The organism is Chitinophagaceae bacterium, assembly GCA_007695095.1.
Lineage (GTDB): Bacteria > Bacteroidota > Bacteroidia > Chitinophagales > REEL01 > REEL01.
This window is the reverse complement of sequence record REEL01000086.1, coordinates 15609-41276: the sequence shown is the minus strand read 5'-3', so window position 1 is coordinate 41276 and position 25668 is coordinate 15609. Positions and strand designations below refer to the sequence as shown.

The 25668-nt window shown below is 34.0% G+C and carries 22 protein-coding genes; 11 read left to right on the top strand and 11 right to left on the bottom strand.

Annotated elements, in window-relative coordinates:
- On the bottom strand, positions 1-263 hold a 263-nt coding region (locus tag EA412_04700), incomplete at its 3' end, for a DUF167 domain-containing protein (protein ID TVR80516.1).
- Between the two features lie 139 nt (positions 264-402).
- On the opposite strand from EA412_04700, the gene EA412_04695 reads away from it, so the two are divergent.
- The gene (locus tag EA412_04695; protein TVR80515.1) at positions 403-3165 is read left to right on the top strand and encodes a response regulator; all 2763 of its coding nucleotides are present in this window, start codon (positions 403-405) and stop codon (positions 3163-3165) included.
- A 24-nt stretch (positions 3166-3189) separates the two neighbouring features.
- On the opposite strand, the gene EA412_04690 is transcribed toward EA412_04695, so the two are convergent.
- On the bottom strand, positions 3190-5307 hold the full coding sequence (locus tag EA412_04690; protein TVR80514.1) for a tail-specific protease: 2118 nt from the start codon (positions 5305-5307) through the stop codon (positions 3190-3192).
- A gap of 272 nt (positions 5308-5579) precedes the next feature.
- On the opposite strand from EA412_04690, the gene EA412_04685 reads away from it, so the two are divergent.
- On the top strand, positions 5580-5828 hold the full coding sequence (locus EA412_04685; protein TVR80513.1) for a hypothetical protein: 249 nt from the start codon (positions 5580-5582) through the stop codon (positions 5826-5828).
- A gap of 53 nt (positions 5829-5881) precedes the next feature.
- On the opposite strand, the gene EA412_04680 is transcribed toward EA412_04685, so the two are convergent.
- Entirely contained in the window at positions 5882-6364 is a 483-nt protein-coding gene (locus tag EA412_04680; protein ID TVR80512.1) for a tryptophan-rich sensory protein, read from the bottom strand.
- 128 nt (positions 6365-6492) lie between these two features.
- Between EA412_04680 and bioD the strand changes: the two genes are divergently transcribed.
- Genes bioD through EA412_04665 form a run of 3 tightly spaced genes read left to right on the top strand, consistent with a single transcriptional unit; the run spans position 6493 to position 9144 of the window.
- On the top strand, positions 6493-7122 hold the full coding sequence (gene bioD, locus EA412_04675; GenBank protein ID TVR80511.1) for a dethiobiotin synthase: 630 nt from the start codon (positions 6493-6495) through the stop codon (positions 7120-7122).
- A complete protein-coding gene (gene bioA / locus EA412_04670; protein TVR80510.1) occupies positions 7122-8393 on the top strand; it encodes an adenosylmethionine--8-amino-7-oxononanoate transaminase in 1272 nt (423 codons plus the stop codon). Before bioD ends, bioA begins: the two co-directional genes overlap by 1 nt.
- 55 nt (positions 8394-8448) lie before the next feature.
- Positions 8449-9144 carry an RNA pseudouridine synthase gene (locus EA412_04665; GenBank protein TVR80509.1) on the top strand — a complete coding sequence of 232 codons (696 nt, stop codon included), beginning with the start codon at positions 8449-8451 and terminating at the stop codon, positions 9142-9144.
- A gap of 22 nt (positions 9145-9166) precedes the next feature.
- Here EA412_04665 and EA412_04660 read toward each other — a convergent pair whose 3' ends face one another.
- The 3 genes from EA412_04660 to EA412_04650 all read right to left on the bottom strand — a co-directional run bounded on the left by EA412_04660 (position 9167) and on the right by EA412_04650 (position 12021).
- Positions 9167-9934, bottom strand: coding sequence for a hypothetical protein (locus EA412_04660; GenBank protein ID TVR80508.1), 768 nt, complete (start codon positions 9932-9934; stop codon positions 9167-9169).
- Positions 9921-10391: a hypothetical protein gene (locus EA412_04655; protein TVR80507.1), complete on the bottom strand. Its 471-nt coding sequence runs from the start codon at positions 10389-10391 to the stop codon at positions 9921-9923. Before EA412_04655 ends, EA412_04660 begins: the two co-directional genes overlap by 14 nt.
- A gap of 112 nt (positions 10392-10503) precedes the next feature.
- Complete coding sequence (locus tag EA412_04650; GenBank protein ID TVR80506.1) at positions 10504-12021, bottom strand: hypothetical protein; 1518 nt, start codon at positions 12019-12021, stop codon at positions 10504-10506.
- Positions 12022-12255: 234 nt separating this feature from the next.
- On the opposite strand from EA412_04650, the gene EA412_04645 reads away from it, so the two are divergent.
- The 6 genes from EA412_04645 to EA412_04620 all read left to right on the top strand — a co-directional run bounded on the left by EA412_04645 (position 12256) and on the right by EA412_04620 (position 20666).
- Complete coding sequence (locus EA412_04645) at positions 12256-14151, top strand: tail fiber domain-containing protein (GenBank protein TVR80505.1); 1896 nt, start codon at positions 12256-12258, stop codon at positions 14149-14151.
- A gap of 56 nt (positions 14152-14207) precedes the next feature.
- Positions 14208-16913 (top strand): hypothetical protein, encoded by a 2706-nt coding sequence (locus EA412_04640; protein ID TVR80504.1) that lies wholly within the window; start codon positions 14208-14210, stop codon positions 16911-16913.
- A 26-nt stretch (positions 16914-16939) separates the two neighbouring features.
- Positions 16940-18163: a hypothetical protein gene (locus EA412_04635; GenBank protein TVR80503.1), complete on the top strand. Its 1224-nt coding sequence runs from the start codon at positions 16940-16942 to the stop codon at positions 18161-18163.
- Between the two features lie 105 nt (positions 18164-18268).
- Positions 18269-18769 (top strand): glutathione peroxidase, encoded by a 501-nt coding sequence (locus EA412_04630; GenBank protein ID TVR80518.1) that lies wholly within the window; start codon positions 18269-18271, stop codon positions 18767-18769.
- A gap of 95 nt (positions 18770-18864) precedes the next feature.
- Positions 18865-19494, top strand: a complete 630-nt coding sequence (locus tag EA412_04625; GenBank protein TVR80502.1) for a carboxypeptidase-like regulatory domain-containing protein — start codon at positions 18865-18867, stop codon at positions 19492-19494.
- Between the two features lie 56 nt (positions 19495-19550).
- Complete coding sequence (locus EA412_04620; GenBank protein TVR80501.1) at positions 19551-20666, top strand: tetratricopeptide repeat protein; 1116 nt, start codon at positions 19551-19553, stop codon at positions 20664-20666.
- On the opposite strand, the gene EA412_04615 is transcribed toward EA412_04620, so the two are convergent.
- Genes EA412_04615 through EA412_04595 form a run of 5 tightly spaced genes read right to left on the bottom strand, consistent with a single transcriptional unit; the run spans position 20663 to position 25514 of the window.
- Positions 20663-21586 carry a hypothetical protein gene (locus tag EA412_04615; protein ID TVR80500.1) on the bottom strand — a complete coding sequence of 308 codons (924 nt, stop codon included), beginning with the start codon at positions 21584-21586 and terminating at the stop codon, positions 20663-20665. The two genes, EA412_04620 and EA412_04615, sit on opposite strands and share 4 nt — an antisense overlap.
- 8 nt (positions 21587-21594) lie before the next feature.
- On the bottom strand, positions 21595-22917 hold the full coding sequence (locus tag EA412_04610) for a TolC family protein (protein ID TVR80499.1): 1323 nt from the start codon (positions 22915-22917) through the stop codon (positions 21595-21597).
- Positions 22918-22951: 34 nt separating this feature from the next.
- Positions 22952-23626, bottom strand: a complete 675-nt coding sequence (locus tag EA412_04605) for a DUF4956 domain-containing protein (protein ID TVR80498.1) — start codon at positions 23624-23626, stop codon at positions 22952-22954.
- The gene (locus EA412_04600) at positions 23623-24429 is read right to left on the bottom strand and encodes a polyphosphate polymerase domain-containing protein (GenBank protein ID TVR80497.1); all 807 of its coding nucleotides are present in this window, start codon (positions 24427-24429) and stop codon (positions 23623-23625) included. Before EA412_04600 ends, EA412_04605 begins: the two co-directional genes overlap by 4 nt.
- Positions 24426-25514 carry a hypothetical protein gene (locus tag EA412_04595; GenBank protein TVR80496.1) on the bottom strand — a complete coding sequence of 363 codons (1089 nt, stop codon included), beginning with the start codon at positions 25512-25514 and terminating at the stop codon, positions 24426-24428. Before EA412_04595 ends, EA412_04600 begins: the two co-directional genes overlap by 4 nt.
- Between the last annotated feature and the right edge of the window lie 154 nt (positions 25515-25668).

Here is a 25668-nt window from a genome sequence, read left to right as displayed (position 1 = left end):
TAACTTAACTCCCCCAATTTAGATAACCATTCCGATTCGTCAATATGAATTAACAATGTTTTGTTTCTGCTTTTAAAACCTGATACCAATTCAATTTTGCTTTTGTGGATGTTCATTCTCTCTGAAATAAATGATATAATGTATTTATTCGCTTTTCCTTCTACCGGTAATGCTTTTATCTTGGCAGAAAGGCCTTTTTCCTTATCATATTGAAGTATTTCAATTTTACTTCCCGGTTTAGTGGATATTTTTACCTTTATCATAATTTCTGTGAATAGAATGATTTTTTTGAATTGTTAATTAAAAGCAAAATTAAACTGTTCTGTAAATCTAAGCTAAATATCAATTATCATAATTATTCAATAAAATATATGTAAATTTGAATAAGCTCACACATATATTATGCAAAAAGAAATTAAAATATTATTGATTGAGGATAGTCGTGAGTATGCCAGATTAATGATTGAGCTGCTTAATGAAAGCAGTTTATCGGGCTTCTTTGAAATCACTAATTGCATTTATCTGGCTGACGGCATTGAAACGCTTAAAAAAGAAAAGTTTGATTTAATTGTTTTAGATTTAAACTTACCTGATAGTGTTGGGTTTGATGCCATCCGTAAAATAAACGAATTAGAGCTAAATCTCCCAATAATAATACAAACCGGATATGAAGATCCGGAAGAAGGTATTTCCGGTTTTCAAACCGGTGTGCAGGATTATCTGGTAAAAGGAGAATATGACGGAAATCTATTAGCCAAATCTATTCGCTATGCAATTGAAAGACACAACCTTCAGAAAGAACTTCAAAACTATGCAGCCAGATTAAAAAAAAGTGAAGAAAAGCTTTTAGATGCTCAGGAAATCGCAAAAATAGGCAATTGGGAACTCCGCACGGATGACTTATCCATGGCATGGTCAAATGAAATATATAATATTTTTGAAAAAAACAAAGCAGACTTTGAACCTGACTTAGAGACTTTACTTAAACTGACACATCCCAATGACAGGGATTTTCTGGATGAAATTATTAATCATAGTCTAAAGCATGAATCTGAGTTTAATATTGATTTCAGAATCGTTACAGGAGAGGAAACCCGAAAATTAAAGTATATCAACCTCAGGCTTAAATCAGTTAAAGATAAAGCCAAAAAGATTATAGGAACTATACAAGACATAAGTTCCCGTAAGGAAATTGAGGAAGCATTAATAAAAAGTGAGGAAAAATATCACACATTATTTGAAGCTTCCCGCGACCCAATCTATATAACCACCAAAGACGGTCGCTTTATAGACTTCAATAATTCTATGTTAGAACTTTTTGGCTATACCAGAGAGGAACTCAAAAACCTGGATGTAAGGATTTTATATAAAAACCCTTTTGAAAGACAAAAATTTAAAAAAGAAATTGAATTAAAAGGCTACGTAAGAGACTTTGAAGTTATTTTACATACGAAAAAAGGTACTCCATTAAATTGTCTGGTAACATCTACACTATGGAAAGCCAATGACGGTTCACACTATGGATATCAGGGAATTGTAAGAGATATAACAGAAGTAAAAAAGAACGAAAACCTAAAAAGAGAGAAAGAAATCGCACAGCGTTCAGCCAAATTAAAGGAACAATTTCTGGCAAATATGAGTCATGAAATCAGAACACCTTTAAATGCTATTTCCGGAATGAATCACCTCCTCAGAAATACCGAGTTAAATGAACGTCAAAAACAATACCTGGATTCAATAAGCACTTCAGTGGAACATCTCCTTGAGTTGATAAACGATATACTTGATTTCAGTAAAATCGAAGCCGGAAAATTAGTGTTGGAGGAAGAAGATTTTAATTTGGTTGAAACCATTAACAGAGTTTTTCAAACCATTGAGTTCAAATCAAAGGAAAAAAAGATTAAACTGATTAAAGAGATATCTTCTGATATCCCAACTTATCTAAAAGGCGATGTTCTCAGGCTCAATCAAATCTTTTTCAACTTATTAGGTAATGCTTTGAAATTTACCAATAAAGGATATGTTAAACTTAGTGTAAAAGCCACCAAATTTGAAGGAGATAAAGCCTGGTTAGAATTTAAAATTACCGATACCGGAATTGGCATACCTAAGGAAAAAATTGAATTTATTTTTAATAGTTTCACTCAAATACATCAGCATGCTAAGCAAGTTATTGAAGGAACCGGTTTAGGCTTAGCCATTACAAACAAACTAATAGAATTATTAGGCGGTAAAATATCTGTAAAAAGTCAGGTAGGCATAGGCTCTGAATTTACTTTTAACATTCCGTTTTTAGTTAGAAAAAATGCACCCTTAAACCAAAACAATGATAAAGTAAATGATAAAATCAGCATATACTCTCCTGCTCCCCACGTAAGGATATTAATTGCTGAGGATAAAAAACTAAATCAGGTAGTTTTGACAGAAACATTAAAAACGCATTGGCCGGATATTTCTTTAGACATAGCAGACAATGGAAAAATAGCGCTGCAAAAGCTGCGAGAAAGCAGATATGATCTTATTATAATGGATGTCCAAATGCCTGAAATGGATGGCCTTGAAACTACTAAAACTATCAGATCAAACAATGAGTTTAGAGAAATAAAGGATATTTCTATTTTGGCATTAACGGCATATGCAACTACCGGAGAGGCCGAAAAATGTTTACAGTCAGGGATGAATGCCTATATTTCTAAACCATTTGAACCCGATTATTTGTTTGAAAAAATTGTTGAGCTTCTACCTGCAAACAAAAAAATCATGAAAAAGTCGGAAAGTAGTTTCACAGCTGAGAAATCAAATCAATTGATAAATACTTCCATAGACTTAAATTATTTAGACAAAATTTCAAAAAACAATGAAGTTCTTAAGCAAAAAATAATTGATTTGCTTATCAAAGAAACACCGGAAGAACTGGATATGATTAATAAATATTTAAGAGAAAAAAACGCGGTGTCTTTAGGGAAAGCAGCACATAAACTTAAATCTGCCGCTGTTTATCTGGGCGTTGAAAAGACAAAAAAAGAAATTGAAGAAGTTGAAAATATTGCCCTCAACTCAGAAGAGCCTGATTGGGCAATATTGACAGATAAAATATCCGTAATAAACCATACTATTGATATACTATTAGCTCAATTAGTAAAAACTAAAAAACAAGAAATCTAAAGTAAAGGAGGACTAAAACTTCCTTTAATTCATTTCCTTAATAATCTGGAATGATTCAAAAACATAAGGGTCTTTAACTATCTCTTCTATCCAGCTTTCATTTCTATCCTTCTTTGATTCATCATCTTTAATATCTGCCTTGTCTACAGATAAATTCAGAACATTAATTTCAAGCTCTGTTTTATTTATAGCATCAAATCTTTCAGATTCTTCTTTCTGTGCTTTGCGATGCTCAACATAAGAATCATATTTCAAAGGAAAACGTCTTTCTTCATTTTGTCTGTGCAATCTCTGTGCGTTATCTTTTATAAGACCAAATAATTCATTTTCCTGCACTCTTTTAGTACTGGAAGCTCTCAAATCATCTAAATGAGGCGGATTTTTCCATTTATTATACTGTACCGGATCAATCTCACTCCAGGAAAGTGGGTAATCATGCTCACTTTCACCGGTCTCAATTAACATAAAATTATCCGGCAAAATAATATCCGGTACAGCACCAATTAACTGAGTAGCACCGCCATTAATTCTATAAAACTTTTGAGTTGTTAGCTTTATTGAGCCGAGTGGTGCCAGCGCTCTGTTATTTCCACTTAAAAAACGATCCAGATTAAAAAATCTTTGAACCGTACCTTTTCCAAAAGTACCTTCACTTCCAACAATAACACCTCTTTCATAATCCTGAATTGCGGCAGCTAAAATTTCTGAAGCAGATGCACTAAACTGATTTACAAGTACCAATAATTTTCCGTCAAACAATAACTCATTAGACCTGTCAGCTAATATCTGTGCAGGTCCCATTCTGGATTTCACCTGAACGATCGGTCCGGACTCTATAAACAAACCTACTATATCTACTACATCCTGTAAAGAACCTCCGCCGTTATTTCTTAAATCGAGAATTATTCCATCCATATTCTCTGATTTTAAATTCTTGACTGCCGATTCAATATCATCACTGCTATTTCGGCCACCCCTACCCTGAAAATCTGCATAAAAACTAGGTAGTTTGATGTAACCGTATTTTTCTTTCGACGCCGGATCTTCCAAAATAAAACTTCTGGCATACGACTCCTCAAGGACTACTATATCTCTGATAATTGGAATCACTGTTTGCCCGCCTCCATCTACTTTCCTAACAGTCAACCTTACTTCTGTCCCTTTAGGACCTCTAATTAATCGAACTGCTCTGTCTAAACGCATTCCGGTAATTTCAACAGGCTCTTCAGAGCCCTGACCAACTTTTAGGATTACATCCCCTACTTCCAACTCTCCCTGCCTGGATGATGCACTACCCGGAACAATATTCGTTACCCTTATTTCGCCATCTCTATCCTGAAGTTGAGCTCCAATTCCCTCTAATTGACCGGACATACTTATGTCAAAATCCTCTTTATCTTCCGGCGGGAAATAAGCTGTGTGCGGACAAAAAACACCGGTCAATGAGTTTATATACATTGCTTGCCAATCAGAACGCTCCATCTGCCCCAACCTTCTGATTAGATTTTTTTGTGAGGTTTTTACTCCTTCACGTGCTTCTTTTTCTAATTCTTCATAAGTCTTAGCAGGTTCATCTGAATCTGAATCTTCATCTTCATTTTCCATAGAATTATACAACCTTGTTAAAACCTGATATTTTAAAACCCTTCTCCATCTGTCTTTCAATTCTTCCTCGTCCTTTGCAAACTCTAAATTATCAGGGTTTAACTCTATCCATTCCTCTTTATCAAAATCAAAAGGTTCTTTTAAAATATCATCAATCCATTCAGAAACTAAATTAATTCTGTCCTCCATCAAACTCACAGAAAGGTCAAAAAAATCAAATTTCAATGCAGTAAATTCGTCATCTAAAGATCTCTTATGGGTTTTCAATATTTCAACATCAGACTGAGTAAAAAAACGCTTTTGACCGTCCAGTCTTCTTAAATACAATTCAAAAGCCTTTTCAGAAAAATCATCATCTATAGCTCGGGGCTCGTAATGTCCTTCATGAATGGTTTGCTGAATAAGTGACAGAAGTGTTCTGTCTTTTTGTAATTTATATGCTTCTGCAGAAGTGTTCGTAACAAAATTGAAAAGTAGAAAAGCTGAAACAACAACTAATCCGAGTGTTAACAATCTTTTAAAAGATATTTGATTCATATTTAAGAAAATATTTTAAATGTAAAATTTAGTGCTTTACTTGCTATGTAATTTAAAAACGGTGTTTCAGTCAATTTTGTTTTTAAAAGCTCTAAAATTGCTTAATATTTCAAATTTAAAAAAAATTAAACACTACTATCTAACTAAGCTTCAAAATCATATAAATTTATTGATTTATAACATAGAAAAAACATTGTGAAATTTAAAGAAAACAACAACTATTTTCATTTACTTGCGTTTTATTATTAATTATATCACCAAAAATTATTTTTATGAAGAAATTATTTTTCGCATTCGCAATTGTAGGATTTTTCTCTTTTAATACTGCCGTTGCATGCGGTGGAGGTTCTAAAGCAAGCGCTGACAAAGAAACTACATCTGTAGCCGCTAGTCAGGAATCAACTACTGAAGTTACTCGTTCTTGCGCAGGTAAAGAAAAGACTGCAGAAGCAAAGAAGAAAGAATGCTCTTCAGGTTCATCTTCAACAGCAGTAGCTCAGGCAAAATCAGAAGATGAGTAAAATTTGTTAAAATATTAAAATAGGGAAAGCTGATTCTAATAGGATCAGCTTTTTTAATTTTTAATAACAACGTAAGCATTTAATGAAAGTGCAATGAAAAGCCAAATAATATACGGTAATATAAAGAAGAGTTTGAGTTTACTTAGCGAAGCCGAATAAAACATTATAGAAAACAAACTTATAAACAAGAGCACCATAATCAATAATGCAGGTACAGCTAATTCCATCCTGAAAAAGAATAAATTCCATCCGACATTTAAAATCCACTGTATAGAAAATAAAATAAATAAGGTATTATATACTTTCCACTTAAAAATGCCTTCTGTTTTCAAACTAGCCATAAAATAGCTAAACAGAGTCATTACCGTAAACCAGGCAAAACCGAATACCCAACCCGGTGGAGTCCATGGCGCCAACTCTAGACTGAGATACCATTCACCCCTCGCCCCATCTCCCATTAAAATAGAGCCCAAAGCCAGAGCAGAGAAATTAATTATCAGGAAATAAACAAAAGTTAAAATAAAACTCCGGTCCATAAATCTTGTATTTTTTATACATCTAAAGTAAGCTATTAATTTTTAAATTATCTACAGTTTTTAAAATGTTCAAAATATTGGCTGAGCTTCTTTACTGCTTATTTAATTCTGACTAACTTTGTCCAAAAATGATTTTTATAGCCGGAACAGGGACAGGTGTTGGGAAAACACTAATTTCTTCAATTTTATTAGTTGCTTCTCAAGGCAATTACTGGAAGCCGGTGCAGGCAGGCTTAGAACCATCTACCGATACTGAATGGGTAAAGTTAAATACCGGGCTTCCCGAAAGTGATTTTATACCCGAAAAGCATATCTTCAAAGCACCGGAATCGCCTCACTATGCTTCAAAACTTGAAAATACGACGGTTGAGCTTTCAAAACTGCAGCCACCAATAACCAATCAAAAACTAATTATTGAAGGAGCCGGTGGCATATTAGTACCTCTGAATGAAACGGAAACTTTCTTAGATTATATTAAGCTATATAATTTACCTGTTGTTTTAGTTGCAGGATATTATTTGGGAGCAATCAATCACACTTTACTAAGCATTGAAATAATTAAACAAAGTAATGTTAAAATAAACGCTGTGATTTTAAATGGAGAGTGGAAAAGTCATGCAAGCAGCTTTCTGATTAATAAATATAATGACCTTTTATTTTTTGATATTCCTGATATAAAAAACATCAATAAAGTTGAAATTATAAAAGCAGCATCCTATTTAAAAACTCAAAAAAACTGGGAAAAAATATTATTGTAATGCTAAAAGAAAGAGATAAAAAATATGTCTGGCATCCTTATACACAAATGAAAAATGCTCCCGATAACATTGTTGTCAAGAGAGCTAAAGGAGCACTTTTCTGGGATGAAAATGAAAAAGAATTTATAGATGCCGTAAGTAGCTGGTGGGTAAATGTACACGGACACAGCCACCCCCTGATAGCTGAAAGAATCTACGAACAATTTCTCAAATTAGAGCACATAATATTTGCCGGTTGCACACATGAACCGGCAGTGAACTTAGCTGAAAAGTTAATTGAACTGACTAAAATCAATGATGGGAAAGTCTTTTATACTGACAATGGTTCAACGGCTGTTGAAGTTGCCTTAAAAATGGCCATACAATATTTTCAAAACACCGGCGAACCAAAAAAGAAAAGAATATTAGCTTTGGAAGGTGCTTATCATGGCGACACTTTTGGTTCTATGTCCGTAAGTCAAAGAAGTGTTTTTACGCAGTCATTTAATGACTATCTTTTTGAAGTAGATTTTCTGCCTTTCCCGGATCAAAAAAATATTGAAAATTTTAAAAAAAGAGTAATCGAAGAGCTTGAAAAAGGTAATGTCGCTGCCTTTATATTTGAACCTTTAGTACAGGGAGCCGGAGGGATGAAAATGTACCCGGCTGAAGTGCTGGAATTTATGATTAATAGTTCAAAAAAATACGGGGCTCTCAGTATAGCAGATGAAGTTATGACCGGATTTGGCAGAACCGGTAAAATGTTTGCTTTTCAGCATACTCAGTCTTTACCCGACATAATTTGTCTTTCAAAAGGAATTACCGGAGGCTGCATGCCTTTGGGCGTTACAATTTCAAATAAAAAGGTTTATGATTCTTTTTTAGATGAATCTAAACAAAAAACCTTGTTTCACGGACATTCGTTTACCGCAAATCCTCTCAGTTGTACCGCTTCATTAGCCAGCATTGAAATTTTTGAAGAAAAAAGTCTTGTTGAATATCAAAGCAAGATTCTGGATTTTTATGATTCATTTTCAAAGAAAATTGCCAATAACCGCAAAATTGAAAACTTAAGAAAATGTGGTACAATACTGGCTTTTGACATAAAAACCGATAACAAAACTTCCTATTTAAATAATATAAGAGATTTTATTTATAACTTTTATATAGAAAAGGGGTTGATGGTCAGACCTCTGGGGAATGTTATTTATTTTATGCCGCCCTATGTAATAGAAGAAAAATCTCTTCAGAAGTTAGAAAAAAATACACTTGAACTCATCGACAAGGTTTAAGTTCGAAAACTTAGAGTAATTTTATCAATTAACGCAAGATTCAAAAAATCGAAATATGAAAGTTTTATATGAGGACAATCACTACATTGCTATTCAAAAGAAATCAGGTGAATTATCACAAGGAGACAGTAGTGGGGATATGCCTTTAGGTGAAAACGTTAAAGACTATATTAAAAAGAAATACAACAAACCGGGAGATGTGTTTTTAGGTGTTGTTCACAGACTTGATCGCCCTGTGAGCGGTGTTATTTTATTTGCCAGAACATCCAAAGGACTTACCCGGATGCAGGAATTATTCAGAAATAAAGAAGTAAAAAAAACTTATCTTGCTATAGTGCATGGATTTCCGAAAGAAACTGAAGGAACACTAAAACATTTTTTAGTAAAAGATAATGAGAAAAATACAGTAAAAGCCTTCAACAAAGAAAAAAAAGATAGTAAAGAAGCCATTTTGCGATATAAACTTTTAGGTAATTTGCATGGTAAAAGCCTGTTAGCGGTTTACCCTGAAACTGGCAGATCTCATCAAATAAGAGCTCAATTATCTCAAAATAAAAATTCCATTTTAGGTGATGTAAAATATGGCGGTCAAAAAGCTGATGATAAAAATCAAATTTACCTGCATGCTTTAAAACTGGAGTTTGTTCATCCCGTAAAAAAGGAAAAAGTGATAATTAAAGTATTACCGGAAGGTTCTTACTGGAGTGAATTTGGAGACATCATTAAAGCTGAATTCAATAAGAGATCTTAATCAGCTTAAATCAGATGTTTTTTTAAAGTAAAGAGGCCTCATCAAGAATAAATGTAAAATGCTTTTCGTCAGAATCATTTAATCGTAGCCGGCCTTTTATACTAATTATACTTTCTGTATATCGAATTTGTCTGTTAGAAAAGACTTCAACCATTTCAGGTATTCCGCCTTGTCCACAGAAATGACATTGCATCAAAGGCAATACACTTATCAAAAAATTATCGTGCATGATACCCGGATCCATTGGAACCATGTATCCTTTTAATTCAATTACTGTTCCTTCTAATTCTCTGATTTCACGGGGAAATCTGGGCACATACCAGGGTGTTCCGTTTATATACTCTCTCTCATATTCCAGTAAATTTAAAATATCCCAAACCGGTGTCATCACTGCTTGATGCAATAATGATGTATCATGCTGAATCCATAATGGATTAGTGGTATCGGCTTCAAAATTAAAAGTAGAAGATCTGTCTAAAAAAATTGCCATTGAATCTCTTTGTAAAACAGGTCCGTCCGTCAATCTTTTGGGCTTAGTGTAACTCAAAGTTTCTGTTTCACTAACAAAATCTTTAGAACTATCAGAGCAGGAAAATGTTGAAAATGCAAAAAGGGTTAACAAAAAAAGTGGAGAATTACCGGCAACTTTTATTTTTTGAAAAATCAATGAAAATACCTTTAGGCCGGACATACCGATTTTTATTTTTTGAAAAAACTTTGTAAAAACTAAGTGGACAAAGTTAAAAAATGCTTCAAAAACTTTAGAATGTTTCTGTTTAATCTGATTCATCTGCATCCCAAAGAATAAAACTCATTCTGTCTTCATCAGTATAATTTAATCGAAGTCTACCGCGTATTGTAATTGGGCGAGTAGTAAACCAAATTCTTTTGTTAGCCATTACTTCCACTATTTCCGGTATATCCCCGCGACCACAAAAATGACATTGAGCAATTGGCAAAACTGACAAACCAAAATTATCAAATCTATTACCATGATCAAAAGGAACGATATAACCTCTTAAAGTTATTTCCTGCCCTTCAAGCTCAAGCATAGTTTCATTAAATTCCGGGACCCACTGCCCATCTCTGAAAACATAATTCAATCCGGCTAAAGCCTGCCAATATTCAGAATCAATTCGCCTGTGAGTAGGGTCATGAGATTGCTGTGCTATGGCAGAGTCCAAAACAACTAAAAATGAAAAAATAAATGCAGTTAATATATTTAGTTTAAATCGCAGTATGCTCATAGAAAAAATTAAAATTTAGAAATCGCAAATTTATTAATAAAGTATGAACTACAATGAAAATAAAGATTTCAATGTATCCAACGTTTAAATAACTTTTAAGGTATTTTTTACTTTAATTGTTTGTTTGCTTTTTAACAGTTTCCAAAAAACTTAACCCGCTTATTTTAGATTCCGTCCAATCTGTAAAGTTAAAATAATTCATGATTTGACTCTCACTTTCTGAGTTTTCCAGAATTTTTAGCTTATCATGTAAATCTTTAAACATTGAATTTTGTTGCTTTGTTTTGCTTTTTACAATTTTTAAAATGTAAGTAGCCATAAGCTTTTCTACTTCATATACTTTATCTCTTTTTTGAAAGCTTTTTTGTACAGATGGAATTAGTGATTGCAGATAGATGACATTTCCCATTTCATAGTGTAAAATAATTTGCATTATTCGTGCTATTGAATATAAGTCCATCACTTTTTTACAGTTATCATGATTCAAGATTTGATTCAGCCAATTAAGCGCCTCCTCCATATTATTGATTAGTAAGTTTGAAGTACATAAATCAAAGTAGAAATCCATTTCCAAATAAATGCCGGGGAATTCAAACTTTTTATTTTTATAATCTAGGGTTGCTTCCTTAATCGCATTTTGAAGACCATTTACATCAACAATCGTACTTTTCCAAATCAAATTCATGCAATGAAAAGATACTTTCATTTCCGGTTTTTCATCAGATAAAGCTTTTAAATACTCCATTTTTAAATGAAAATAATCGTCATACTTTTTGATTCTGTGCGCATTTAAAATATAGTTATACAAGTAGATTTCATGAGTTGGCTTCATTAGTTCAAACAGCACCTCATTTTCATCAAAAATATCCAGTATCTTTTTAAAATGGCTGATTGATTCTTCCTCTTTACCTATTGAAATAAGATAAATGCCTAAAATTGAGTGATAAATGAGATTTAAACGAAAACTTTCTTTTGTACGGGGATACTGCTCTTTTTCTAATATTGAAATATTAGGAAACTCCTCTTTTAGCCTATTATTGTTACTAAACCTGTCAATACGTATTTGAACAAAAATTTTATTTTTTAAGGTTTCAAGTTCAGCCTCGCTTTTACATTTTTCAATAGCTGCAAGTTTATCTTTCTCTAATTCATTCAACCGCATCATAAACTCTTCAGAGTTAATAAACTTACCTGAATTTTCACCTTTTTTAATCAGAATAGATTCCAATAAAACCAGTATTTCATATTCCTGTATAAACCATTCATTCAGCCTGGCTTTTTTTAATGTTTTTAATAAAATTACCTCGGCCTGACTAAGCAGGGATTTTTGGTACAGCAAACGAGCTTTACTAATTTCAGATCGCAGATGATCCAAATAATCACTTTTGCGATTGTAAATCAGCAGTTCATCAATTGCAAAACTGTAAATCTTATTTCTGTAATTATGAATTTGCTTCTCATTAAAATTTACATTAGTTTTTGAATTCTTCAGAAAACTGTCAAAATAATAATTTACGAATTTTGTATCTTCAGTTTTAGCTTCTTTAATTTTGTGGCTTATCCACCTTTTTTCCTGCTTAGATAGTGTATTAAATAATTCCTCTAAAAACTGGTTCCTATTTTTTTTCATTATAAAACTTTAAGTATAAAGTTACTTAAATTTAGAATTAGCAGAGCGTAAAAACTATTACAATTTTCTTACAAAAAAATTATAAAAGCTTAATAATTAGAACCTTTTTATTTTCAGAATCGTAAAATTAATTATTTACAGAGCGTAAATATAGCCGAATTAAATTTTACACTTTTTAAAAAATGTATTAAGTTAGTATCTAGGATATATACTTCACCATATAATCAATTTAATATGAAAAAGATTTACTTTTTATTCCTCTCTTTAATTTTTATTACTATTTGCAAATACTCAACAGCTCAAAATGTTGGAGTTGGGACGGCTGCACCTGATGCAAAATTAGAGATTAGGACAACAGGAAACACAGCATCCAGTAAAGGTTTTGAAATTATTAACAGTTCCGGTACTTCCATGTTTATTGTTCGGGATGATCAGAGAACCGGTATTGGTACCACTACATTAAGTGAACGGCTTAATATAGGTGGAAATATTAGAATGGTTGGCAGTGATCGAAGAATTGGTACTTTTTCCAATCATTCGTTTTTTCTTACTTCCAATAACCAAAACAGAATTGCCTTAATGAACAATGGTTTCGTGGGAATTGGAAACATGTCTCCCTCTTACCCATTAGATATAAGTGGCAACACGAATATTGATGGGAATCTAAGAATTGAACCGGGCAACATTATTATTCACCGTGGTGACGGAAGCATTAGTAGCGGTCAAAGTTATACTATGTTTAGATGGCATGGCTATAACACAGGACATACTTTAGAGCTTGGATATGATTATGGGAGTCCGTATTATTTTGAAACCAGCGAAAGTAGCAGAGATATAGAATTCAGAAATGCACAATCCGGTAGCTGGATATATATGAGAGGCTCAAATAGTAATGTAGGTATAGGTGTAACTTCACCTACTGAAAGATTAGATGTGCAAGGAAATCTAAGGGTAAGAGCATTATCTAGCGGATATGTAAGATCTAATAACAATGGAGTTCTATCTGTTACACCTACTATACCTTGGTCAGATTTAACAGGTGTTCCTCCATTTGATGATAGTAAGTGGAATCAAAACGGAAATAATATTTATAATAAAAACTCCGGAAATGTTGGTATTGGAACCGGCTCTCCGGATGAAAGATTGCATGTAGAGGGCAATTTTAAAGTTCAAACCAGTGCAGGAAGTATGCTTATAGAGCCTTTAGGTGGGGCTTCCACTACTTTTACTTTAAGCGGAAGTCCGAGATGGAATTTTCAAGGTACTGCTTATAGAATAACAGCTGACGGTGATGAGGTAATGACCATTTTAAACAATGGTAATATTGGTATAGGCAATGCAGCTCCTCAAGCTACATTACACTTAGTTGGAGGAAGTAACAGCGGTAATGTCAGATTCGACCATACTGACAATAGAAATGCAGGTGGAGTCACTGATGGTATGGCTGTTGGTGGCACTGAAATAAAAGCAATTGACTTTCACTATACCGGCAGCTCTCAGGATTATGTATATGCGAAAATTGCCACTAAAAACTATAATACTGCCGGAACAGGCTGGTACTCAACAACTGCAAGATACAATGCGGGATTAAGTTTTTATGTAAGTAATACAGGAACCTTAAATGAACGTATTACCATACGTGACAATGGGAATGTTGGAATCAGCAACACCAATCCATCCTACAGATTACATGTTAACGGCAGAATTCGTTCTGACGGAATTACAGAATCCTCAGATGAAAGACTAAAGGATGATATAAACGACCTAAAAGAATCTTTGGCAAAAGTGCTGGCTCTAAGAGGCGTTTCATATACATGGAATGAAAAATCTTCTGTTGAAAATCAGGAAAAAGGGTTGCAAATCGGATTAATTGCACAAGAAGTTGAAAAAATTCTTCCTGAAGTGGTAGATGCAGATGAAGAGGGAATAAAATCTGTCCATTATTCTGTTTTAGTGGCCTTATTAATCGAAGCTATAAAAGAGCAGCAGGAAATGATACAATACGGCAATAGTCAATATGCAGCTCTCACTGAAGTAGTAGCTGAAATACAATCTGAAATCAAACTACAGAGAAAATTGATTGAGATAATGATGGATAATCCTGAGTTTAGATCATTATTGACAGAGTAAAAGCTTGTCGATTTTTTTAAAAATTTTTATAGTACATTTCTTTAAATAACAGATAGATGACAAAACATTTAGTTTTACTTTTTATATCTTTTTTTATTCTAAATCTAACTTCAAAAGCCCAGTTTATTGAAAATTCAGGGCAAGTGATGAATAAAAAACTGGAATTACAACCTCAGGTTGCATTTTCATACGGGACTAATAATGCCGCTTTATTTTTTGAGAAAGATAGAGTCGTTTACAACTTCGGACAATTGGAAGATTTTGATTTTACGGAATATGAAGGACAACAAGACAAAATCGACAGTCTGATTCCATTGCTTCAAACAACTATGCATAGAATTGATTTGCGCTTTTTAAATGCAAATAAAAATGTTGAGATCATCGGTGAAGGGAAAAATAGTCACTATAAGAACTTTTACCTTAATAAACAGCTAATTGAAGGAGTAAATACCTTTAATCAAATCAGATACAAAAATGTATATGACCATATTGATATCGTTTTTTATCAACTAGAATCCGGAATAAAATATGATATCATTCTCCATAAGGGTGCAAATATTGAAGATGTGCAACTTAATTACGAGGGTGCGAAAGGTATAAGTTTAAGAGACGGCAAAGTATATATTTCTACACTTTTTGAAGAAATCATTGAGGATATTCCTGTTTCGTTTATTAATGGAGATAAAGAGCAGCAAGTCACAGTTGAATATGTTTTAAATGATGGAGTGATTGGTTTCAAAACTGATGCAGATTATTTTGAAAAACTGACAATTGACCCAACACTTACCTGGGCAACATATTTTGAAACAGCTTCCGGTGCCGGTTCTATGGAGAGAAACAATATAGTAGCTGATGAAGATGGTAATATGTTTTTACTTGCAAGTACTCATGCAATATCTTCACCTTCAACAGACTATCCTGTAGTCGGACCCGGAGGTTCTTATCAGCAAGCATTTGGAGGAAACATTGATGCTTATATAGCAAAATTTGATGCAAACAGAGCTTTAGAATGGGCTACATATTTTGGAGGAACAGGTACAGTTTGGGCTTTAGGAACCAGTCCGATGGCTATACACGGTAATATATTACACATAGTTGGCAGTAGTGGTAGTACTGAAATGCCACTGGTTAACGGGGGTGGTTATTTTGAAAATACTGCACAACAAAGACCTTTTTACCTGAGGTTTAACAGAAATACCGGATCATTACTTCACTCTACAAATATTGGTGGACATTCCTCAGCTCATCCCAGTATAGCAATCAGCAATAGTGGATTGGTTGGAATTGTATATAATACCTATGATTTTGGAAACCCTCCGGTAATGTTTAGGTCTGGTGCTTATAATCAATCAACTAGTGGAGGTGGCTGGGAGGTGTTTATTTTATTACTTAATAGTTCATACAATCAAATCTGGGGAACATTTCTTGGTGGCCCCGGATCTCAAAGCAATTCAAACATAGCATTTAATAGCAATAATCATATTTATATAGTAACTGAGTCAACATGGAATTCATCCAGTAATGCTACAAATGAAAGACTAATGAGCATGTCCGGTGCTTATAATCAAATGTTTAATGCCGGTGGAATTGACTTAATGATAACCCGTTTTAATCAAAATGGTGCCATGATGTGGAATACCATGTATGGAGGAGCACATAATGATGGTACACGTTCATCATTTGGTAACGGGTTGCAAATCATTACAGACAACAGTGACAATATTATTATTACCGGAAGTACAAACAGTATCAACTTCCCAACTCAAAGCATGTCCGGCGCTTATAACAAAACTACAGCCCCTGCCAATGCTTCAGGTGGTGGAGGCAGTTTTGATAATTTCAACAGTTATATTTTAAAGTTTAACAACAGTGGTGCGCGCCAATGGGCTACCTATTGGGGGCATGATGGAGGTGGAGACTTTATTTGGGATCCAATTCTTACTGATTGCGGAGACTTTATTTTATCAGCCCGCACAAATAATGCTATAGCTATTCCATACAGTGGTTTTTATAATCAAACATCTCCAAGCTTTGGCTCGAATTTCATGATGAGATTTAACTCAAACTATCAGGCTATATGGTCATCATATATTGGAGAAAACTCTTCAAGGCCTAAAATAGCTTATACACCATTTGAAAACAGACTTTATTATACATCTCCAACCTGGTCAACAACTTTACCGGCTACAGACCCGGGTGGAGGTGCTTACTTTGACCCGACGAACGATGGTTCAAGTACCAGTAGCTTTTCAATCTGGGAATTTAGCATAGTTCCGGCTCCTCCGGATCCAACTGTAGTAGAAGATTGCAGTGGAGCTTCAATAACATTCCCAACACCTCCAAGCGGTGTTACATATTACTATCAGGGAACTTCCTGCGGAACCAGCACGGCTAATCCGCTTAGTGGAACTTTTAACGTAACATCCGGTGGCACTTTTTACTTTAATGCTCTGGGAGCTAATAATTGCTGGTCTTCTTGTGTAGCTGTAACAGTCACTCCCGGAGGTACCCCGGGTGGTCCTGCGGGTATCTGGACATGGACAGGCAGTATCAACGATGATTGGCATGAAGCCTGTAATTGGGATAAAGTCAGCGTCCCAACATCCTCCTCGCCGGTAGTTATTCCGGGTGGAACTCCCAATAACCCTGTTATACATGCAGGGAATAATGCAAATTGTTATACTTTAGACATTAACACCACAAATGGTGGACATTTGGAAGTTCAAACAACCTCCGGTGCTACTCTTGAAATTCATCAATAATAACATACTTAATATCACTTAATGCTATGAAAAAACTAATTTCTTGTTTTTTATTTGTTTCTTTTTCCCATTTCAGTTTATTTGCCCAGGATAATGTAGGAATTGGAACAACTACCCCTGACCTTTCTGCTATTCTTGAAATACAATCTTCCGATAAAGGGGTACTAATACCTCGTGTAACAACTTTGCAACGAAATAATATAAATAATCCGGCTACCGGTTTATTTGTTTATGATACAGATTTTAATCAGTTTTGGTACTTTGACGGCACTCAATGGGTAGAAGCTATTGGCCCTGCCGGACCATCAGGTCCTGCCGGAATAGATGGACAAGACGGAAATGACGGACAAGATGGAGTCGGAATAATTAATGCTGTAGTCAATTTTAATGGTGATTTAATTCTGACTTATTCAGACAATACTACAGTGAATGCCGGTCAGGTTTTAGGCCCTCAGGGACCGGCAGGTCCACAAGGAACTTCTGGCTCAGATGGACAAGATGGCACTGATGGCGTAGGAATTGTCTCAACTACAGATAATCAAAACGGTACTTTTACAATTAATTATTCCGATGGTTCTAGCTTTACCACTATAGATTTAACCGGACAGCAAGGTGCTACAGGACCGACCGGGCAACAGGGAGCCACAGGACCTCAGGGACCACAAGGTTCAACAGGACCTCAAGGGCCGGCCGGACAAGACGGATTGCTACCAAACGGAACAGCAGCAGGTAACACTACATACTGGAATGGAAGCCAATGGGTAGTTAACAGCAGCAACATATACAATAATGGCGGTAATGTTGGTATTAATAATAATAACCCCGCATACCGCCTGCACGTCGGTGGTAGAATTAAGTCGGATGGTATTACTGAATCCTCTGATGAAAGACTTAAAGAGGATATTGAAACTTTGCAATATGCTTTATCAAAAGTAATGGAGTTAAGAGGTGTAAGCTATTCCTGGAATAAATATGCCGGTGATGAACTTGCTGAAAGCGGTTCAAAAATAGGACTAATTGCTCAGGAAGTTGAAAAAATTATCCCCGAAGTAGTGGATACTGATAATGAAGGCTATAAATCTATTCAATACTCTGTTTTAGTTGCTTTATTAATTGAAGCTATTAAAGAGCAACAAAATGACTATAATGCCTTAAGAAATGACGTGGATAAAATTTTTGCAGAGATAGAAAAAATCAACTCAAACCAGAAGCACACAAAAGAAAATCAAGATAAAGTCAGTTTGAAATAAAGTTTTTTGGAAGTGTTTAATGCAGAGAATGAGATTTAATACCTTCACTTTCCGGTTTCAAAAAACATTTTATAGTTGTTTGTGTTAAATATGAAAATTAATTTTATGAGTCAAAAGAAAAACATTTTCAACTTTAAGGTAAAAAAAATTGACGGGACAGAAGTAAGTTTATCTGAATATAAAGGAAAAGTTTTATTGATAGTAAATACTGCCTCTAAATGTGGGTTTACTCCCCAATTCAAAGAGCTAGAGTCTCTCTATAAAGAATACAATGAAAAAGAATTTGAAATACTTGGCTTTCCATCTAACGACTTTTCAGAACAAGAACCTTTGGAAGGTTATGATATTCAATCCTTCTGTGAAATAAATTATGGGGTAACTTTCCCCATTTTTGACAAAACAAAAGTGAAAGGCAAAAATCAGTCTGAACTCTTTAAGTTTTTATCAGATAAAAAACAAAATGGTTCAATAAACTCTACACCCAGATGGAATTTTCATAAATACCTGATTGATAAAAACGGCGAAGTAAGAGACTATTTTTACACCTTCACAAAACCTACAGCCAATAGGGTAAAAACTAAAATTGATCAGCTTTTAAAAGAGTAAATTTCAGGTAAAATGTTAATTACACAATTATAATAGCTTAAAGGAAGTTAAATACTCAAATAGTTTTAATAATTTTGGTTGTAAAAATAATTTTAATGAGACTCCTTTTTTTACTTTTCTTTCTTTTTAGTACGAGTATTATTCATGCTAATACCGGCTCAAACTCCGGAAAAATAATACAGTTCAGTGGTGTAATTATGTCAAGTGATAGCTTAATTGGCTTACCTTACACCCACATTATTATTAAAAATAAATTAAGGGGTACAGCCAGTAATGCAGAAGGAGTATTTTCTTTTGTAGCTGAGACGGGTGATACTATTATTTTTAGTGCGTTAGGTTATAATGATGAAAAATATGTTATTCCGGAGAATTTGGATGAGAAGAGGTATTCAATCATAAAGCTTATGACCAGAGATACCGTTCATTTATCTGAAACAATAGTTTATCCATGGCCAACAAAGGAACAGTTTAGAGAAGCTTTTTTGAGTCTTGACTTACCTGACGATGATTTAGAAAGAGCTAAAAGAAACCTTGACAGGGAAATATTGAGAGAAATGGGTGCTGCAATGACAATGGATCCCAGGGAAAATCAAAGCTATTACTTAAGAAGAGAAGCTGAAAAATTCTACTATGCCGGACAAAGACCACCTATGAATATTTTCAACCCATTTGCATGGGCAAAATTTATAGAAGCATGGCAAAACGGTGATTTTCGGAGAGATTAATTTCCTCGAATAACAGGTTTTCCTGTTTTTACATATTATATTTGAAATAAAAAATAATGAAACTTTCTGTTTCGGTTCTCATTTGTACCATTTTTTTCCTGAATTCATTTGCACAAAATAATGCTACAGAAGCAGCATACAGGCATTACATTTTAGGTCAAAATGATAAGGCTTTAGCTGAAATAAATAAGGCTGTATCAGATTCTTATTTTAATGTCCGGGCTTATCCCTGGCTCATTCAAAGCTTAATTCTTATATCTTCCTTTGAAGAAGAAAATGCCAAAAGATTTGGTAATCCAAACATAAATAATCTTAAGGATGCATGGTTTTCTCTACAAGCTGCAATTAAGAGAGATCGTTCAAATCAATATCTGTTTCAGATACTTTCAAATTCAGAAAAAATAATGTTGTTAATTGATGAATGGTCAATAAAACATGGTTTAAGCGCTAAAATAGACGATAGATTAGTTTTGTATCAGGTATATATGGAAATTTATGACTTTCTTAAAAAAAGGAATTATAGAAACACCCCTAATCAAGGGATAGCTCAATACGGAAAAATACTTCAGGAGGAGGGCTCAACCGAAAGAGCATTAAATCTATACAATGAGCTCATTAAAAACAACACCCGTAATCCTGAAATTTACTTAGCTGCGGTTCAGATTCATAAAATAAAAGGAGATTTTGAAGCTGCTTTTGAAACAGTAAGAAAAGGAACTGCTGTAGTTCCAAGTGATAATGATTTATTAGCTGAAGCTGTAAATATAGCTCATTATCTGGGAAGAGAGAATGAACTGATTGAAGACCTTACAAAACTAATTAAATCTTTTCCTAATGAAAAGGGTTTATATTTTATAAAAGCCAGTCTATTAAGTGGGTTTAATAAGTTTGAAGATGCCATTTTATACTACAAGAAAGCAATAGAAATAGATAAAGATTTTTTTGATGCTAATTATAATTTAGGTGTTTTGTATTATAATAAAGCCATTGAAATAAATGAAATAAAAACTAACAGGAATTTAAATCCGGAAGAAGAAAATAATTTTTTACAGCAAAGAAATTCATATTATTCAATGGCTCTGCCCTACTTTCTAAAAGCCAGAGATTTAAATCCCAATAATCAATCTTTGGAACAAGCTATTACATTAATTCAAAACAGTATTAAAAACTAGTTTGAGCGATAAGAGTCAACTGAAATTTTATACAATAAAGGAGGTGTATCGTTGGTTTTTTCGGCACTAATATAAATTAACTTATTATCATCGGTATAACTAATGCCTTCTGCCTGTCCAATCTCATCAAAAGTACCCAGCCTAATATACATTAAATCTGCTTCAAAAAAATTATCACCTTCGAAGTTACTAAGTACCCAAATAAATACATCCTCATCTTTATCATAGCCCAATAAAACTATTTCATCCCTATCAGGAGATATATCAGCTCCGGTGATTTGACCTCTGCTCTCAAAATTTCCCAGTTTTTCTGCAGCAAATTCTCCGGGTTGAGCCGGTATTTTATAAAGTGTGGTATTATTATCTAAGCGATGTTTTAAAAAAAGATAATAATGATTATCAAACCAAATAAAAGCTTCACAATCAAAATTATGCTGATTACCTGATTCGAATACGTCTTGTTCCGGGTAAAAAAACCGGGTGGAATTAACATGTAAGTATTGTATCCCCGGGTTTTCATAATTTATTTCAATTTTAGGTACTCTATAGATTTTTAAATCTTTTCGATTACCTGTATTATTCCCGAAATCACCTACATAAATAAACATTTCACTTTTGGCCAAATCCTCGTAATCTACACTTCCTGCATTATTTAAAACTAAGGTTATATATGGATTTCCGGTATTTTTATCAATTGCATAGATATGATTAAACCACCCTCTGTCGTTGTGCGTCCATAATTGCCCACCTGAGTGTATAAGACCTGAAGTTTCTTCAAACTGCATACTTAATACGGTTACTAATTCAGGTACAATTTCAATCTCTATGTATTCATCTTCTTCCTCTTTATCTTTTTCTTTACATGCTATAATTATGAAAGCTAAAAGAGTAAATAAAAAGACTTTTTTAACAGATTTCATACCTAAAATTAATCAAAATATATTTCTCCCTTCAAAAAATTCATGTCTATTGTTTTCTTAAGCAGTTCTATCTGAGTTTGTAATTTATCAGATTGTAGTTCTGTTAAGTCATGTCTTATCTGACTTAAGTCTAAAATATCTGAAAGTCCTCTGTGAAACTTTTCAAAAATGAACTCATATTGCATTTCAAGTGCCTCAGACCGCACCTCATATACTTCCAGTCGCCTCTTGAGCAGATTTAAGCTGCTTCCGAGAGCTGTCAGCTCTAACTGAAAGGCATCTGTTACAGCCTGCTTCTCATAAGCAAGTACTTCAATATCTACTTTAGCCTGTTCAATCGCAGTTTTGTAATGTAAACGATTAAAAATAGGAACATTTAACAGTAAGCCAATTTGTTGATAATTGTTATTAGAAAATTGACTCGAAAAAGGGTCTTCTCCCAGTGTAGAAGTCCTTGTACCTATAATTCCCTCCGCTTTCAAGCTTGGATATGACTCTGCTCTTCTCATTTTCAATGAATATCCGGCAGCTCTTTCCAGTGCTTCATAATAAGAAACTATTGGAATTTGAGATGCATCAGCGTCAACAGGAGCCGTTAGATCATCAATTTCTTCCAGCATTTCAAAAAATGAATCAAACTCCAAATCTTCAGCTTCCCAACCGGATAAGCCACTGTTTTGCTGTAAAAAAATCACCTGATTGTCTATCATGATCCGGCTCTCGAGTATTTTATAATTAATTTCAGCAACTTCTGCACGAATAAGTGCTATGTCTCTGCTATGCAATAGTCCGCTCTCAACTCTTGCCGAAGTAAATCTCTCCAAAAGTGAGTACTGCTCAATCAACTTCTCCAATCTGCTAATTTCCTCTTTCAGCAAACCAATTGTGAAATAAGCAACAGCAACCTTTCTGGCAATACTTTGTTTTTCTAATTCTGTTCTTAATTCTGCCACTTCTACTCTAACCCTGCTAAGTTCTCTGTAATGATGATTATAAAAACCATTAAAAATGGTGATTTCACTGGACAAAAAAGCATGATTGCCAAATACTATATCTCTACTCAGAATATTGGTTGACGGATCGACAAAAAGACCTCTGTTATTTCTATTTCTGTAATCAAATTGTAAATCGGGGAAAAAATTATATTTTGAACGATTTTGCTCCAGCATAAACCTTTCTATTCCCTTTTCAGAAGCTTTAATACCCGGACTGTTATCATAAACAGCCTGCAAAAGAATTTCTAAATTCACTTCTGCATTAGCCATACGACCGATACCGATAGAAATATAAAGTAAAAAAAGAAAAGAAATAATCAACTTATATTTGAGCATAATGCAGAATTCTTTTGCAAAGAAAAGCTAAAGCTTATTCTTCATCAAAAAATAAATTAACCTGAGAAGTACCCGGAATATTTTTTAATTGAGAAATGAAAATGCTATTGTCTTCTTCATTTTTTAAAGTGACATACCAGGAAATCTCAAGTAATTCACTATCACCTTCTCCAACTGCTTTTACATTCACTAACTTATATCGTCTACAATACTTTTTAATATAGTCGTGATAGGGAGTTTCTTTTTCTCCGCTTGGTACTGTTAAAATCTGAAGGAGATATTCCTTTTTTGTTTTACTGCTGAAGTTTATGGCACTTAATACCATAATGATAAAGCCGATAATTGCTGTACCGGCAAAGGCGACTGCGTATAGCCCCACCCCTGCTGCCAATCCTATAGTGAGTGCAAAAAAGATAAAAGTTATATCCTGAGAGTCTTTAACGGCCGTTCTAAATCGAATAATTGACATAGCCCCTACTAATCCGAATGCACGAGCTAAGTTATTTCCGATTACCATAATCACTATAGATGTAATCATGGTCAGCATAATTATAGAATTTGCAAATGAAGTAGAGTAATTTAAACCTCTGTATGAAAAGCGATAAATCAAAGAAATAGTAACACCACATACTAAAGCCACTAAAACATTTGCTATAACTTGTTTCAGACTAATTGAAAAAACGAATATATCCTGAAATTCTTCTATCATAGTTTTTTCTTAAATACAAAATTACTTAATCCGGACAAACGATAGCTTCTAAATGCAGAAGAAGGCAACTTCATCCTCTCATCATGATGCGCATCTATACCTATTGAAAACTTAGACAAGGCTTCTCTACGAAGATTGTATTCAGCAACTATAGATTTAGCCCAGCTTGGCATAAAATCCGTAAAATACTTAATTTCAAGTATAAAATGATCTTTAAACAATGGCCTCATAAAAGTTTCACTATAAAGCTCATCTAAAGAAGGTGCAAACTTACTTCTTATATTTTTGTCAAAAGTCACTCGCACACCACTATCAATCTGGCCATGATAAGGTTCCCTTTCATAAGAAATTAAAATCACCGGATGCATATGATAGCGAAGCAAATTATACTTAAACTTTTTATAACTCGGGTCATTCAAAAATGACTTATTTCTTAATGATTCACCACCTGAATCAAGCGAAGGATCCATAACTTTAGGAAGCTCTTCATACTCTAAGAAAACTCTGTTTTTATAAATTCTGTCTCCAATTTTCCGCTTAATTTCAAAAACAACCTTATCGCCATTTCTATGAACATTATAACCCCTGATTCTTAGCTTTTTCTTTCTTTTATAGCCTTCTATTTTGTCTAAATAAGCCGCCATATCATGGGTATCAAAATAAATACTTCTGACTGTATATTCAGGATATTCCAACGGACCTATTGCATGCTTGTCAGGCCTGAGGAAAGGTTTAAAACGCTCCCTCAAAACCTCCTGAAGGTCATTGTGAACCAAATATTTTCTTTCATACCTCAGTTTCATTGTGCAAATATTAATTTAACCGATCTGTATAAAAATTCTCTGGGCGTTACTTTCTCACATTCTATTTGCATATCAGCCAAAAGCCCCGGCATAAGATTGAATTCTCCTGCGTGAAACTTAGCACTCACAAAAAACACTTGCCTGCCATCAACTCTGTTTACTCCCGGCTCAATACGAATAACTTCTCCAATTGGCTTATCGCTGAAACCCGGTATACTTGCCGTAACAGTTGCCCCTGGAAATATGTAGTCTTTTTCCGTTATATCAACCGGCATCTTAACTATATAAAAAGAAGTATCAGCCAGACCAATTACCGGATAATGCTGCTCATTGGTTACTCTTTTGGGATGTAATACACCGTCAAAAGGTGCTTTTATAGTAAATGCATCCATACGAGATGATAATACTTCCAGTTGTCTTTCTATATTATTTATTCTGGCTATACTCCACTCAATTTGCTCCGGCTTTGCTCCGGTTATCAAGGCTCTGTAATTTGCCTGAGCAATTTCAACTTCACTTTTATGGGTTTTTAAGCGTTGCTCTAATAATTCTATTTCAGACGGTGCTATTAAGGAATCCTCTATTAAAGGCAAGTTTCTGTCATAAGTTAATTGATCGGTTCGCAAACGCTCCTGAGCTAATTGAACTTTAGCTAATGCAGCTTCAACTTCTTCTTGTTTGCTTCCTGCCAAATAAAATTCCAGTTCTGCTTTATATTCGGCCAATAATCCAGATAATTCAGCTTCCCTGCGTAGTTCGTCATTTGAGTATAATGACCCGATAGTATCCCCTCGAAATATAAAATCGCCCCTTTGTTCCAATAAATGGTTTAATTCAAAGCCGGCAATATCGCCTCTTTGAAATTCTGTTATTCTAAAAGAATTTACTTTTTCTGTAGCATTATCTTTTAAAGTTGATAATAAGCTGCCATCCCGGGTTCTCTCAAGGTACCACTCTTTTGCAGGCAAAATATAACCCTTTGTGTCAATGTTATACGGAATCTTTACCGGTAACACTAATACCAGTATAAGTATAACTATTAATACGACTAAACTACCTATTGGAAATAACTGACTATCTTTCACACTTTATTCGAACTGAATCTTAAATAATTACAAAACCTTAACCTTATACTAATAAAAAGTTAACAAATATGAAAAAATATAGGGTATTTAGCAAATTGAAAACAATAAATAAATAGAGTTTTATCATTCAAAAAGTTAACTTTTATCCTAATTT

Excerpts from the sequence above, each read along its gene's own strand:
- EA412_04660 (TVR80508.1), bottom strand. The coding sequence starts at position 9,934 with ATGAATCAGATTAAACAGAAACATTCTAAAGTTTTTGAAGCATTTTTT.
- EA412_04630 (TVR80518.1), top strand. The coding sequence starts at position 18,269 with ATGAGTCAAAAGAAAAACATTTTCAACTTTAAGGTAAAAAAAATTGAC.
- EA412_04615 (TVR80500.1), bottom strand. The coding sequence starts at position 21,586 with ATGAAATCTGTTAAAAAAGTCTTTTTATTTACTCTTTTAGCTTTCATA.
- bioD (TVR80511.1), top strand. The coding sequence starts at position 6,493 with ATGATTTTTATAGCCGGAACAGGGACAGGTGTTGGGAAAACACTAATT.
- bioA (TVR80510.1), top strand. The coding sequence starts at position 7,122 with ATGCTAAAAGAAAGAGATAAAAAATATGTCTGGCATCCTTATACACAA.
- EA412_04665 (TVR80509.1), top strand. The coding sequence starts at position 8,449 with ATGAAAGTTTTATATGAGGACAATCACTACATTGCTATTCAAAAGAAA.
- EA412_04685 (TVR80513.1), top strand. The coding sequence starts at position 5,580 with ATGAAGAAATTATTTTTCGCATTCGCAATTGTAGGATTTTTCTCTTTT.
- EA412_04625 (TVR80502.1), top strand. The coding sequence starts at position 18,865 with ATGAGACTCCTTTTTTTACTTTTCTTTCTTTTTAGTACGAGTATTATT.
- EA412_04695 (TVR80515.1), top strand. The coding sequence starts at position 403 with ATGCAAAAAGAAATTAAAATATTATTGATTGAGGATAGTCGTGAGTAT.
- EA412_04605 (TVR80498.1), bottom strand. The coding sequence starts at position 23,626 with ATGATAGAAGAATTTCAGGATATATTCGTTTTTTCAATTAGTCTGAAA.
- EA412_04620 (TVR80501.1), top strand. The coding sequence starts at position 19,551 with ATGAAACTTTCTGTTTCGGTTCTCATTTGTACCATTTTTTTCCTGAAT.
- EA412_04655 (TVR80507.1), bottom strand. The coding sequence starts at position 10,391 with ATGAGCATACTGCGATTTAAACTAAATATATTAACTGCATTTATTTTT.
- EA412_04680 (TVR80512.1), bottom strand. The coding sequence starts at position 6,364 with ATGGACCGGAGTTTTATTTTAACTTTTGTTTATTTCCTGATAATTAAT.
- EA412_04635 (TVR80503.1), top strand. The coding sequence starts at position 16,940 with ATGAAAAAACTAATTTCTTGTTTTTTATTTGTTTCTTTTTCCCATTTC.
- EA412_04600 (TVR80497.1), bottom strand. The coding sequence starts at position 24,429 with ATGAAACTGAGGTATGAAAGAAAATATTTGGTTCACAATGACCTTCAG.
- EA412_04640 (TVR80504.1), top strand. The coding sequence starts at position 14,208 with ATGACAAAACATTTAGTTTTACTTTTTATATCTTTTTTTATTCTAAAT.
- EA412_04645 (TVR80505.1), top strand. The coding sequence starts at position 12,256 with ATGAAAAAGATTTACTTTTTATTCCTCTCTTTAATTTTTATTACTATT.
- EA412_04690 (TVR80514.1), bottom strand. The coding sequence starts at position 5,307 with ATGAATCAAATATCTTTTAAAAGATTGTTAACACTCGGATTAGTTGTT.
- EA412_04610 (TVR80499.1), bottom strand. The coding sequence starts at position 22,917 with ATGCTCAAATATAAGTTGATTATTTCTTTTCTTTTTTTACTTTATATT.
- EA412_04650 (TVR80506.1), bottom strand. The coding sequence starts at position 12,021 with ATGAAAAAAAATAGGAACCAGTTTTTAGAGGAATTATTTAATACACTA.